A 12,668-nucleotide genomic window follows, 5' to 3' on the forward strand; every position below is an offset into this window, starting at 1 on the left:
CGTCAGGGTAAAGCCTTTTTGGTTACTTTTTCGGCGTCTGGAAAAAGTGACCCGCCGTAAGGGCGGAACCCTAATCAGCAACACCCGCAGCAACGGATATACACCCAAAACCCCAAGAACATGGTCGGCCCAAAGGCCGCCAAGAACACAAAAAAAAGGGCAACCGAAGTCGCCCAAAATGCCTTGCGTGCTCATCAAACCCAGAAAGACTACTTCTTGCGCTTATTCGCATCCTTCCAGATAAAAAATCCAAACCCTGCAAAAAACAGAACCATGAGACCTACGGTCAGAACCCCGGCAAACACCACGTTATCGAAAAACATGACTGTGGCCTCCTGGCCCCTGCTTTGCTGCGATGGAGCTAAGTTAACCAATCGCGCAGGCGCAGAAATTGACCAGGATCAAGTCCGGTCAACACAGAGGATAAAGGCGGGAAAATAACTGACCTGCATCAAAGGATGCAGGGGGGGAGATCAACGCTTTTTCGGCTTGTTTTTCGACTTTTTCTTTACTTTTCCCAACGGCATCGCCTGTTCGAAGGCCTTGCGCACTTCGTTCAGGCGTTTCTCGTTGAGGTCATGCACACGCTTGGCGCGCTCGGTGCTGAGGTCGATCAGTTTGTCGTCTTGGCTCATGGCGGGTGCATCACTTGAAAGAATCACAACTGCCGCATCAAAGGCAGGACTGCGCCAATAATGCCGCCTGGCGCCAGCGCTCTACAACAATTCGTGTAAACCTTCGTACTCAGATCTCGATATCGACCCACAAGCCCTGACGCGGCTGATCTTCCATCAGCGGCACCACCGGCACGGTGTTGTCAGCATTCAGCTCGGTGCCCGGCACGGCCAGATGCTCCTCCGGGTCTTCGTCGGCTTCGCGACGGCGACGATCACGCTCCTGCTGGCGACGCTGTTCTTCGCGCGCCAGCAGTCGATCCTCTTCCGGATCGCGCTTTTGCAGATCGATCGTGCTTTCGTTGGAGCTTTCCTGCACCGGCACCACCGGAGGAATGTCCGGCCGCTGGCGAATCGGATCCTGCTGGGAAGTGATCGGCACAGCGCTCAGGGGGAGCATCGGTGGCAGCATATATAGGGTCTCCTGTCAGCAAGCTATCGGCTGCGGCAAAGGCGCCTTGAGCCATCCGTCGCAAATCTGTGACGCACTTGGCACCTGCAGAAGCTGCCGCAGGCTGCGATCTTTTAATCGGACACCACAAATCTCAAGTGTTTCCAAAGATCAAAGGATCGCCGCCTGCGGCAGCGCCTACCCAGTAATCTTTGGCCCTGAAGCCTGCATTCCGTTAAGATAGCCCGCTTTTTCAAGGTGGGAGTCAGGCAGCATGGCGCAGCAGTATCAACCGGGGCAACGCTGGATCAGTGACAGCGAAGCAGAGCTTGGTTTAGGCACCGTTCTGGCACAGGACGGCCGCTTGTTGACCGTGCTTTACCCGGCCACTGGCGAAACCCGCCAGTACGCGCTACGGAATGCGCCCCTCACCCGCGTGCGATTCTCGCCGGGTGACACCATTACTCACTTCGAAGGCTGGAAGATGACCGTGCGCGAAGTCGACGACGTCGACGGGCTGATGGTCTATCACGGTCTCAACGGGCAGAACGAAGCCGTTACCCTGCCGGAAACCCAGCTGTCGAACTTCATTCAGTTCCGTCTGGCCAGCGACCGTCTGTTCGCCGGGCAGATCGACCCGCTGTCGTGGTTCTCCCTGCGCTACAACACCCTGGAACACACCAGCCGCCAGTTGCAGTCCTCGCTCTGGGGCCTGGGCGGCGTGCGTGCGCAACCAATCGCGCACCAGTTGCACATCGCCCGTGAAGTCGCCGACCGTATTGCGCCGCGGGTTCTGCTGGCGGACGAAGTGGGTCTGGGGAAAACCATCGAAGCCGGTCTGGTGATCCATCGCCAGTTGCTCTCGGGCCGCGCCAATCGCGTGCTGATCCTGGTTCCGGAAAACCTGCAGCACCAGTGGCTGGTGGAAATGCGCCGCCGTTTCAACCTGCAGGTCGCGCTGTTCGACGAAGAACGCTTCATCGAAAGCGATGCCACCAACCCGTTCGAAGACACCCAGCTGGCATTGGTTGCCCTGGAGTGGCTGGTCGAAGACGAGAAGGCGCAGGACGCCTTGTTCGCCGCCGGCTGGGACCTGATGGTGGTCGACGAAGCCCATCACCTGGTGTGGCACGAAGACAAGGCCAGCCCTGAGTATTCGCTGGTCGAACAACTGGCTGAAGTGATTCCCGGCGTGCTGCTGCTCACCGCAACCCCGGAACAGCTCGGTCAGGACAGCCACTTCGCCCGTCTGCGCCTGCTCGACCCGAACCGTTTCCATGACCTGGCCGCGTTCCGCGCCGAGAGCGAGAACTATCGCCCGGTGGCCGAAGCCGTTCAGGAACTGCTCGACAAAGGGCGCCTGTCGCCTGCAGCACACAAGACCATCCACGGTTTCCTCGGCAACGAAGGCGAAGCCCTGCTGACTGCGGTCAACGATGGCGACACCGAAGCCAGCGCGCGTCTGGTGCGTGAACTGCTCGACCGCCACGGCACCGGCCGCGTGCTGTTCCGTAACACCCGCGCCGCCGTGCAGGGTTTCCCGGAGCGCAAACTGCACCCGTACCCGCTGCCATGCCCGGACGAATACCTCGAACTGCCGCTGGGCGATCACGCCGAGCTGTACCCGGAAGTCAGCTTCCAGGCCCAGCCGGACGCCAGCGAAGAAGAGCGCTGGTGGAAATTCGACCCGCGCGTCGAGTGGCTGATCGATCAGCTGAAAATGCTCAAGCGCACCAAAGTGCTGGTGATCTGCGCCCACGCCGAAACCGCGATGGACCTGGAAGACGCCCTGCGCGTGCGTTCCGGCATCCCGGCCACGGTGTTCCATGAAGGCATGAACATCCTCGAGCGTGACCGCGCCGCCGCCTACTTCGCCGACGAAGAATTTGGCGCACAGGTGCTGATCTGCTCGGAAATCGGCAGTGAAGGTCGCAACTTCCAGTTCGCGCACCACCTGGTGCTGTTCGATCTGCCGTCGCACCCGGACCTGCTCGAGCAGCGTATCGGGCGTCTCGACCGGATCGGTCAGAAGCACATCATCGAGCTGCACGTGCCGTACCTGGAAACCAGCCCGCAAGAGCGCCTGTTCCAGTGGTACCACGAAGCGCTGAACGCGTTCCTCAACACCTGCCCGACCGGCAACGCCTTGCAGCATCAGTTCGGCCCGCGCCTGCTGCCGCTGCTTGAAGAAGCCGATGACGGCGAGTGGCAAGCGCTGATCGACGAAGCCCGCGCCGAGCGCGAGCGTCTGGAACAAGAGCTGCACACCGGTCGCGACCGTCTGCTGGAACTCAACTCCGGCGGTGCTGGCGAAGGTGACGCGCTGGTCGAGGCGATCCTTGAGCAGGACGACCAGTTCGCCCTGCCGATCTACATGGAAACCCTGTTCGACGCGTTCGGTATCGACAGCGAAGACCACTCGGAAAACGCCCTGATCCTCAAGCCGAGCGAGAAGATGCTCGACGCCAGCTTCCCGCTGGGCGACGACGAAGGCGTGACCATCACCTACGACCGCAATCAGGCGCTGTCGCGCGAAGACATGCAGTTCATCACCTGGGAACACCCGATGGTGCAGGGCGGCATGGATCTGGTGCTGTCCGGTTCGATGGGCAACACCGCCGTCGCGCTGATCAAGAACAAGGCGCTGAAACCGGGCACCGTGCTGCTGGAACTGCTCTACGTCAGCGAAGTGGTTGCACCGCGCTCGCTGCAACTGGGCCGCTACCTGCCGCCGGCTGCCCTGCGCTGCCTGCTCGACGCCAACGGCAACGATCTGTCGCCGCGGGTCTCGTTCGAAACCCTCAACGATCAACTGGAAAGCGTGCCACGTGCCAGCGCCAACAAGTTCATCCAGGCCCAACGCGATCAGCTGACGCCACGGATCAACGCCGGTGAAGACAAGATTGCCCCGCGTCACGCCGAGCGCGTGGCCGAGGCCCGTCGTCGTCTGGCGGCCGATACCGAAGAAGAACTGGCGCGCCTGACCGCGTTGCAAGCGGTCAACCCGACCGTGCGCGACAGCGAACTGGATGCGTTGCGCAAGCAGCGTGAACTGGGTCTGGCGATGCTGGATAAAGCGGCGCTGCGTCTGGAAGCGATCCGGGTGTTGGTAGCGGGTTAAACCGCCCTGCTTCAGTGCTGAAAACAAGAAGGCCCGCAGTGATGCGGGCCTTTTTGTTTGTCTGATATTCATGCTGCGCTGTTGATTGCCTCTTCGCGAGCAAGCCCGCTCCCACAGGGATCGACTTCACACCGCAGATCCAATGTGGGAGCGGGCTTGCTCGCGAAGGCGATCATGCAGTCGCCACCGCACCATCAGGTTCACTCACCGCCACCAACCCCTCCTTCATCCGCTGCGCATCCCGCACAAAACACCGCGCCGCCAGAAACAGAAACACCATGGTGAAAAACAGCGCCACCGGAATCAGATACATCGCGTCATGCAGCCCGACAGCCTTGAATGCCTCGGTCATCTGCTCAGCCCCCGCCGAAATCATTGCCGACTGGGCAAAATGATCCGACAAACCACCGACCACCACCGGCCCCAGGCCACCGCCCAGCAAATACAACCCGGCGAAGAACAACGCCATGGCCGTGGCCCGCAGGCGCGGCTCGACCACGTCCTGAATCGCCGTGTACACGCAGGTATAGAAGTTGTAGGCAAACAGCCAGCCGACGCTGAACAGCGCGACGAACACTCCGATCTCGACACGCCCGACATACAGTGCCCACACCGTGCACACCGTTGAGACGATCAGGCTGAAGCCGGCAAACAGTAGGCGTCCGTTGGCAACACGCTGATGAATCTTGTCGGCGATCCAGCCACCCAGAGTCAGGCCGATCAACCCGGTGATGCCGACAATCACCCCGGTCGCCACCGCCGCATCGTGCAGAGGCATCAGGAAATAGCGCTGCAGCATCGGCACCATGAACGAGTTGCAGGCATAGGTGGCGAAGTTGAAACACAACCCGGCCAGCACCAGCCAGAGGAACGTCGGCACCGCGAGCACCCGGCGAATCGGTTTGTCGACTCTCTCCTGCGAGACCTGCACGGTTTCTGCCGCACCGCGTTTGGGTTCCTTGATGAAGAACATGAACACCGCGAGGATCAGCCCCGGCACCGCCGCGATAAAGAACGGCGCGCGCCAGCTGTCGAACGCCTTGACCATCGCGCCGATGGTGAAGAACGCCAGCAGCAGGCCCAGCGGCAGGCCCAGCATGAAAATGCCCATGGCCCGCGCCCGACGGTGCGCCGGGAACAGGTCGCCGATCAACGAATTGGCGGCCGGCGCATAACTGGCCTCGCCGATACCGATGCCCATGCGCACCAGCAGAAAACTCCAGAAGCTGCCAACCAGACCATTGACTGCGGTCAGCGCGCTCCAGGTCGCCAGGCCCCAGCCCATCAGTTTGCTGCGCGAACCGGTATCGGCCATGCGCCCCAACGGCAGGCCGGCGATCGCATAAACCAGGGTGAACGCGGTGCCGACGATCCCCAGTTGAAAGTCGCTGAGGTGCCATTCCATGCGGATCGGCTCGATGATGATCGCCGGAATGGTGCGGTCGAAGAAATTGAACAGATTGGCAAGGAACAACAGGAACAGAATGCGCCAGGCATTCGCCGCTTGGGTCGAGTTCTGCATGGGTCCGTCTCTTTATTGTTATAGGGCTTCACTGCCGACGCATCCGAGCCCGGAACCTGCAATCTAGACAGGCGGGCCGGGGCTGTCTGTGATCATTCGTCAAGCTGATAACGAGGCATGGCACTGTAAAGAAACGTAAGCCCTTGATAAGTCAGCAATCCCCCATAAACCGGGGGTTTTGCGGCAAAATCCGGCTACAAAAAAATACTTTCGCGCCCCCTTCCCAAGTCCATGGCGAAGCCTAGAATAGCCGCCGGATCCGTCCGGATTCGCCGATCAACCCCTTTGATGCCCTCCCCATGTCCGAAGTCAGTCCGTGTCTGAATTGCGGTGCCTGCTGTTCCCATTTTCGCGTGTCTTTTTTCTGGGGTGAATGCGCCTCCTCCGGCGGCACAGTACCCGATGAACTGGTCACGCAGATCAGCCCCAGTCGGGTGGCGATGAACGGCACCGACTGCAAATCGCCGCGCTGTACGGCGCTGGTCGGTGAGGTGGGCAGTAACGTGCAGTGCTCGATTTATGAGCAACGCTCCAGTCCCTGCCGCGAATTCGATGCTTCCTGGGAAAACGGCGAACAGAATGTCGATTGCGACAAGGCGCGCGCCCGCTTCGGCTTGCCGCCTCTCGAACCGGAATGGAATCAGCTACCTTACGACCAGAGCGCCTGACCCTTAGCGCCAATCGTTATGAGGCTCATGCCGAAATCGTTGGCGCCAATGTGCCACTATCGCTTGCATAGCAAAAACCGCCTCTATACTCCAGTCATTCGCCTGCGTTGAAGACGCAGTAGGGACGACTTCAGAGACGGGGCATGCTATGGAGTGGCTTGGTTTGCAGTTTGTTACCGAGCTGCCGGAGAGCGGGCAGGTCATTCTCGATTGCACACACAACCCCTTGCTGGTGCTGGTGGCCTATCTGGTCGCCTGCGCCGCGAGTTTCGCCACCCTCGACATGGCCGAACGCGTCGGTCACGCCGAAGACCCGGGCTCGCAACGGGTGTGGCGCTGGATCGGCGCCTCGTGCCTGGCCGGCGGCATCTGGGCCATGCACTTCATCGCCATGCTGGCGTTCCAGGCGCCGATCGAAGTGCACTACGATCTGGCGATTACCCTGTTCTCCCTGCTGATCGCCCTGCTCGCCTCGTGGCTGGCGATGCACACCTTGAGTGAGCCGCAGCCCAGCCTGGTGCACTACCTGAAAACCGCCATCGTCATCGGTCTGGGCATCGCCGGCATGCATTACGTCGGCATGGCGGCGATGCATTCGGTGGCCACCGCCTACTACCAGCCCCTGTTGTTCTGCCTGTCGATCGTGATTGCCATCGGCGCCAGCTTCGCCGCACTGTGGGTCGCCGGTTATCTGCGTGAAGGCACTGGGCGTTTTCATCAATTACTCAAATACACCGCTGCGGTGATTCTCGGCGCAGGCATCATCAGCATGCACTTCACTGGCATGGCCGCGCTGCACCTGGTGTTGCCCGAAGGTACAGCACCGACGATGGCCGCCGACCCCAGCCATCTGCAACTGGGCCTGACGGTCGCGCTGATCATCCTGCTGATTCTCGGCAGCGCGATCAGTGCGGCCCTGGCCGACAAGAAACTGCAGAACAAGGAGCACGACCTGCGCCGGGTCAACGCCCTGCTCGGGCAGCTCGATCAGGCGCGAATGTCACTGCAGCAAGTGGCCAACTACGACGCCCTCACCAACCTGATCAATCGCCGTGGATTCAACCAGATCTTCGCCGAGAAACTCAGCCAGAAAACCAGCGAAGGCGGCATGCTCGCGGTGATGTTTCTCGACATCGACCACTTCAAGCGGATCAACGACAGCCTCGGCCATGACGCCGGTGACGCCTTGCTCAAAGTCATCGCCAATCACATCAAAGGTTCGGTGCGCAGTCATGAGGATGTGGTCGCGCGCTTCGGCGGCGACGAGTTCTGCATCCTGATCGGCCTGCACGACCGCGAAGAAGCGCGCGGCATGGCGCAGCGGATCATGCAGAAAATGAAGGAGCCGATCGAACTGGCGGGACGGCGCATGGTGATGACCACCAGCATCGGTATCAGCCTGTTCCCCGACGACGGCACCACCTGCGAAGAACTGCTCAAGCATGCGGATCTGGCGCTGTATCAATCCAAGGGTGCCGGGCGAAACGGCCTGCATTTTTTCAGTTCCAACATGAAGACCCGCGCCAGCCTTGAACTGCAACTGGAAGAAGAGCTGCGCCACGCCCTGCGCGAAGAAAACGGGCTGATGCTCTACTACCAGCCGATCTTCGAACTGAAAACCGGGCGGGTGACCAAGCTCGAAGCGCTGATTCGCTGGCAGCACCCGGTGCATGGCCTGCTGGCCCCGGATCGTTTCATCGCGATTGCCGAAACCAACGGTCTGATCGCCGAGCTGGATAACTGGGTGCTGCGCCGGGCCTGCACCGACCTTGGCGAACTGACGCGCCACGGCTGCGACGAACTGAAAATCGCCTGGAACTGCTCGCCACTCAACCTTGCCCGGGAAGAGCTCGCCGATGAAATCGAAAGTGCGCTGCGCACCGCAGGCGTCGCGCCGGAGCGGCTGGAACTGGAGGTCACCGAAAACGCCTTGATGGGCAACATCGCCAACACCCTGGTGCTGTTGCGGCAGATCCGCGCCCTCGGGGTGTCGCTGTCGATCGACGACTTCGGCACCGGCTATTCATCATTGGCCTACCTCAAGCGCCTGCCGCTGAACACGCTGAAGATCGACCGTTCCTTTATCCTCGACATCCCCAAGGCGACCGCCGACATGGAGATCGTCCAGGCGATCATCGTCATGGCTCACACCCTGCATTTGCAGGTGGTGACCGAAGGCGTGGAAAGCCTGGAGCAGTACGAGTTTCTTGAGCGCTCAGGCTGCGATTTCATTCAGGGCTACCTGCTCAGTCGCCCGGTGCCGCTGAACGAATTACGCCCGGTACTTGAGGAAATCAATCAGCGCAAACACTCGCACGCGGTCAATCCGCTGAGTCTGGCGCGCGGTACATTTGTACCAGTGTCGCTGGATCCTTCTGCAAAAAACCCTGCGCCCCATGCAGGCGCATCAGTTGTGCGGCCAATCCGCTGATCGGCGTGGCCGAGCCTTGTTCGCGGGAGAATTTCACCGCGGTGTCGAGATCCTTGAGCAACGTGCGCACGTGCCACTTCACCGGTTCGAAACGGCTCTCGGCCATTTGCGGGGCAAGGATTTGCAACGGTTTCGAATCGGCAAAACCACCGGCCAGCGCTTCGGCGATCAGGCTCGCATCGACCCCGGCCTGTTCGGCCAGCGCCACCACTTCGGCAATCACCAGCGCGTTGCAGGCGACGATCATCTGATTGCAGGCCTTGGTCACTTGCCCGGCGCCGATGCCGCCCATGTGCGTGACGCGCTGACCGAGGCTGAGCAGTACCGGGCGCACCCGCTCCAGATCCGCCGCCGCACCGCCGACCATGATCGCCAGACTACCGGCCTCGGCGCCGACCACGCCGCCGGACACCGGTGAGTCGAGCCAGGCCATCCCGGTTTGGTCTGCCAACTCGGCGGCCATTTCGCGGGTAGCGGTCGGTTCGAGGCTGGAAAAGTCCACCAGCAACTGGCCGTTTTTCGCGCCTTCAGCGACACCGGCGGGGCCAAACACCACCTCGCGCACCACCGCCGTATCAGCCAGACAGAGCATCACCACGTCGGCGTGTTCGCACAGTTCTGCGGGGCTCGCCACCTGCCGGGCGCCGGCCTCGACCAGTGGCGCGCACTTGGCCGGGTTGCGGTTCCACACGGTCAGCGGATAACCCGCGGCCAGCAGACGACGGCACATCGGCAAGCCCATCAGGCCGATTCCGGCAAAACCCAACGAAGGTAGCGTTGACATCATTTCGCCTCTTTTCGATTAAAGATCACTGAATAATGGCCGATTCATGAACGATCAGGAAAGGATTCCCCCGCGCGACGATCAGGCCAAGCCCCTGACGCCCGGGCCAAATACGCGCAGTCAAAGACGCGAGATCCTCTTTCCGTGAGGCTCGATGACAACGGTCGCCGAGCCAACCCTGTCCAGGTATATGGCGCACAATGACTTCTAAAAACAATCCGGCCACTGCGGTATCCGATCTGACCCTGAGCCCTGCGGCGAACAGCCCGGCTCCGATGAAGCCATTGCCTCCTTCGCGCCCGCTGGGCACTCACCAATACCTGTACTACACCGAAACCAACACCGACCGCATCCTCGACAACCTCGACGGTCTGCGTGACCTGGTGTTCCCGCGCCCGCCGCACCTGGAAGGCGACAACGAACAGCACAACGACCAGGAATTTCCCTCGGTGTGCCTGATCGGCCTCGGTCGCTGCGGCTCGAACATCGCCCTCGACGTCGCGGAGCTGGTGTACAACGCGCGCAAGTTCTACCTCAACGAATTCAACAACGAAGACCGTGCGGCGGATCGGCGTCTGGCCGACAAGGGCTACAGCCCGGCGCAGTGGATCAAGCACAACCTGCGGATCGGCCCGAACAAATCGAGCAAACCGGTGTTCCTCGTCGAACCGCTGGTGATGCTCGGTGACCTCGACAAGGACATCGCCGGGCGCATCCGTTTCTCGCGCAAGGGCGAGAAAAGCGGCTTCCTGCGCGACTACAGCAAAATGAAGATCATGGACTTGTCCGAAGTCCACGCCGGTGGCGCCGGTAACGCGCCGATCCTCGGCCAGTATCTGGCGAAGATCATCCTCAACAAGGACACCCAGCGTTTCTCCAGCCCTGACTGGAAAATGATCCACTCGTACCTGATCGACAGCTGCGGCATCAAGGCCAACCAGTCGCGCCTGTACTTCTCGATCTTCAGTGCTGGCGGCGGTACCGGTTCGGGCATGGCCTCAGAGTTCGGCCTGGCCCAGCAGCACTCGTACATGAACAAGACGTTCGACACCAAGCCGATGGACGAGCACGACGGCAAGAGCGGGCATTCGTTCGTGTTCGAGCCGATCTTCACCAGCGGCATCTGCGTGCTGCCGAACATTTCCGACCACCGCAGTGAAATGTCCGAGGCGCTGCACATCAACGCCGGCCGCCTGCTGTGCAAATACCTGTCGGAAGAATGGGATTTCTCCTATAACTTCGCCAATGAAGACAGCAGCGAAGCCAGCGTCATGGGCCGTATCCGCCCATGGAACGCGATGATGCTGATCTCCAACGACATCATGCGTTACGCCGAAGAGAGCGATGACGGCAACATCCAGAACATTGATGTCAATGCGATGGAGAAGCACGCCAACCAGTACATCTCGCAGCAGATCTTCAACATTCTGACGGCGCAGGCGGTGACCACCGACTACGACCAGAACTACTTCCGTCGCGCCGGCATCGACATCGGCGAAACCATTCGCCTGGACGCCAACGACCTGTTCATGAGTCTGGCCGGCCCGGTGGCGATTGCCTACGCCGAATCGGTGGTGCCGGAAACCCCGCCGCCGAGCAGCGACAAGTTCAAGGTGTTCGACAAAGAGCCGCAGCGTCTGAACATCGATGACCTGTTCTTCCGTTCGATCGACCTGCCGCACTTCAACAAAGTCACCCAGGCCATCGAAGGCATCAGCCTGCTGCCGATCGAATCCAAGCGCTATCGCGCCTCGCTGGAGCAGTACAAGAATTCCGGCTACGACGCCGCCGCGCTGCACGACCTGCACTTCTTCAAGAACTGCTCGTCGGTGGTCTCGATCGTCTCGCTGCCGAAGGACTACAAACTGTCGTACATGGACTTGAACCGGTTGAAGACCCACCTCAACAGCCTGTTCCCCAACACCACGCTCAAGCGCTATGCACTGGTGATCGGCGCCTCGGCCAACCTGTCGCTGACCACGCTGATCGCCAAGAGCCCGTGCCTGTCGGACGACTTCCTGACCCTGATCGTGGCGTTCATCAAGCGCTGCTTCGCCAAGACCCCGTACCGTTTCGACGAAACCCTGGACAACTCGATCCTCGACTTCATCATCAATGAAGACTTCGACGAAGACCGCATCGACGATCTGCTTAACGAGTTCGAAAACCCGGCGAAGATCCTCGACACCAACTGGTACGCGATCAAGCCGATGTACGAGAAGAAGTACCGCGAGCTGATCAACGACAAGGACAAGTTCGTCTCGATCAACGACATTCGCCTGTCGCGCGATTGCGTGAAGAAAGCGATCAAGTACCTGCGCGAGATCTACCGTCACCGGATCGGCAAGACCAAGGTTATTTCCCTGAATAACCATACGGGCAAGACTTACTCGGTCTGATCCAGATCCGAGTTGCCCCTATCGCGAGCAGGCTCACTCCTACAGTTGAAATGCGTTCCCCTGTAGGAGTGAGCCTGCTCGCGATGGGGCCCTCAAATTCCCTGAAAATCTCAGCCCTTCCAACATCCAGAAACAATTAAGCAGCCCTCAGGCTGCTCAATAAACTGTGCCCGTTACGTTTACGTCACCGTGAGGCCACCCACGCTTGTGGCATTTCTCTACGGCAACGTGCCATCACGCTACTCGGCTACACACTTTTCGCGGATGACGGCACGCACTACAAAGGTGCACCCCTTCAGACCTGCGCCCTTTCCTGGATCAGAATCCACGGACTCACCACCACCGCCCACAGCGCTGGATCACGCTCGAAAATATCCAGCGCCCGCGTTTCAGACAGCTTGGCGAGTTTGTCTTCGGCCAGCCAGGTGGCGACTTTCTCGCCATCGTCCGATGCCACGGCCTCGGCGGCGGCGATCAAATCCAGGGCCGGGTCGACCCACAATAGGGCACCCTTGGCGAAGAACGGCTCCAGCTCTTTCCAGGTAATAGATGCGGTTTCACCAAGCAGCTTGGCATAGAGGGTGCTAGGTTCTTGATTCATGGGACTGTCCGGAAAAGAAATCGACGCGAATGATAACGTCGGTGGTCCGGCAGAAAAACCCGGTTGCAAATGGCTTC

Annotated in this window: 10 protein-coding genes; 4 read left to right on the forward strand and 6 right to left on the reverse strand. The window is 60.4% G+C overall.

The genetic code is table 11. The features are described 5' to 3' along the window. Positions 1–209: 209 nt before the first annotated feature. The 3 genes from ccoM to LCH64_RS27780 form a co-directional block, all read right to left on the reverse strand. On the reverse strand, positions 210–323 hold the full coding sequence (gene ccoM, locus LCH64_RS28315; protein ID WP_003222396.1) for a cytochrome c oxidase subunit CcoM: 114 nt from the start codon (positions 321–323) through the stop codon (positions 210–212). Between the two features lie 150 nt (positions 324–473). Beyond that, the gene (locus LCH64_RS27775) at positions 474–635 is read right to left on the reverse strand and encodes a hypothetical protein (RefSeq protein WP_007969497.1); all 162 of its coding nucleotides are present in this window, start codon (positions 633–635) and stop codon (positions 474–476) included. 109 nt (positions 636–744) lie between these two features. Further along, entirely contained in the window at positions 745–1,086 is a 342-nt protein-coding gene (locus LCH64_RS27780) for a hypothetical protein (protein ID WP_003222394.1), read from the reverse strand. A 253-nt stretch (positions 1,087–1,339) separates the two neighbouring features. On the opposite strand from LCH64_RS27780, the gene rapA reads away from it, so the two are divergent. Beyond that, entirely contained in the window at positions 1,340–4,186 is a 2,847-nt protein-coding gene (gene rapA / locus LCH64_RS27785) for an RNA polymerase-associated protein RapA (RefSeq protein ID WP_226501925.1), read from the forward strand. Positions 4,187–4,358: 172 nt separating this feature from the next. Here the strand turns inward: rapA and LCH64_RS27790 are convergent, their stop codons facing one another. Continuing rightward, the gene (locus LCH64_RS27790; RefSeq protein ID WP_103485742.1) at positions 4,359–5,708 is read right to left on the reverse strand and encodes an MFS transporter; all 1,350 of its coding nucleotides are present in this window, start codon (positions 5,706–5,708) and stop codon (positions 4,359–4,361) included. Between the two features lie 299 nt (positions 5,709–6,007). On the opposite strand from LCH64_RS27790, the gene LCH64_RS27795 reads away from it, so the two are divergent. Both LCH64_RS27795 and LCH64_RS27800 read left to right on the forward strand, forming a co-directional pair. Then, entirely contained in the window at positions 6,008–6,376 is a 369-nt protein-coding gene (locus LCH64_RS27795; protein ID WP_003222391.1) for a YkgJ family cysteine cluster protein, read from the forward strand. Positions 6,377–6,524: 148 nt separating this feature from the next. Beyond that, entirely contained in the window at positions 6,525–8,807 is a 2,283-nt protein-coding gene (locus LCH64_RS27800) for a bifunctional diguanylate cyclase/phosphodiesterase (RefSeq protein ID WP_226501926.1), read from the forward strand. On the opposite strand, the gene LCH64_RS27805 is transcribed toward LCH64_RS27800, so the two are convergent. Continuing rightward, positions 8,698–9,594: an NAD(P)-dependent oxidoreductase gene (locus LCH64_RS27805; RefSeq protein ID WP_226501927.1), complete on the reverse strand. Its 897-nt coding sequence runs from the start codon at positions 9,592–9,594 to the stop codon at positions 8,698–8,700. The genes LCH64_RS27800 and LCH64_RS27805 overlap by 110 nt on opposite strands. 197 nt (positions 9,595–9,791) lie before the next feature. Here LCH64_RS27805 and LCH64_RS27810 point away from each other — a divergent pair, with 197 nt between their 5' ends. Further along, positions 9,792–11,990: a hypothetical protein gene (locus LCH64_RS27810; RefSeq protein ID WP_103485739.1), complete on the forward strand. Its 2,199-nt coding sequence runs from the start codon at positions 9,792–9,794 to the stop codon at positions 11,988–11,990. 295 nt (positions 11,991–12,285) lie between these two features. On the opposite strand, the gene LCH64_RS27815 is transcribed toward LCH64_RS27810, so the two are convergent. Further along, positions 12,286–12,591 carry a DUF2288 domain-containing protein gene (locus tag LCH64_RS27815; protein ID WP_201135615.1) on the reverse strand — a complete coding sequence of 102 codons (306 nt, stop codon included), beginning with the start codon at positions 12,589–12,591 and terminating at the stop codon, positions 12,286–12,288. Positions 12,592–12,668: the final 77 nt, after the last annotated feature.

This window comes from Pseudomonas sp. MWU16-30322 (genome assembly GCF_020515535.1).
In the GTDB taxonomy this organism is placed as follows: Bacteria; Pseudomonadota; Gammaproteobacteria; order Pseudomonadales; family Pseudomonadaceae; genus Aquipseudomonas; species Aquipseudomonas fluorescens_H.

Excerpts from the sequence above, each read along its gene's own strand:
- ccoM (WP_003222396.1), bottom strand. The coding sequence starts at position 323 with ATGTTTTTCGATAACGTGGTGTTTGCCGGGGTTCTGACCGTAGGTCTC.
- LCH64_RS27775 (WP_007969497.1), bottom strand. The coding sequence starts at position 635 with ATGAGCCAAGACGACAAACTGATCGACCTCAGCACCGAGCGCGCCAAG.
- LCH64_RS27780 (WP_003222394.1), bottom strand. The coding sequence starts at position 1,086 with ATGCTGCCACCGATGCTCCCCCTGAGCGCTGTGCCGATCACTTCCCAG.
- rapA (WP_226501925.1), top strand. The coding sequence starts at position 1,340 with ATGGCGCAGCAGTATCAACCGGGGCAACGCTGGATCAGTGACAGCGAA.
- LCH64_RS27790 (WP_103485742.1), bottom strand. The coding sequence starts at position 5,708 with ATGCAGAACTCGACCCAAGCGGCGAATGCCTGGCGCATTCTGTTCCTG.
- LCH64_RS27795 (WP_003222391.1), top strand. The coding sequence starts at position 6,008 with ATGTCCGAAGTCAGTCCGTGTCTGAATTGCGGTGCCTGCTGTTCCCAT.
- LCH64_RS27800 (WP_226501926.1), top strand. The coding sequence starts at position 6,525 with ATGGAGTGGCTTGGTTTGCAGTTTGTTACCGAGCTGCCGGAGAGCGGG.
- LCH64_RS27805 (WP_226501927.1), bottom strand. The coding sequence starts at position 9,594 with ATGATGTCAACGCTACCTTCGTTGGGTTTTGCCGGAATCGGCCTGATG.
- LCH64_RS27810 (WP_103485739.1), top strand. The coding sequence starts at position 9,792 with ATGACTTCTAAAAACAATCCGGCCACTGCGGTATCCGATCTGACCCTG.
- LCH64_RS27815 (WP_201135615.1), bottom strand. The coding sequence starts at position 12,591 with ATGAATCAAGAACCTAGCACCCTCTATGCCAAGCTGCTTGGTGAAACC.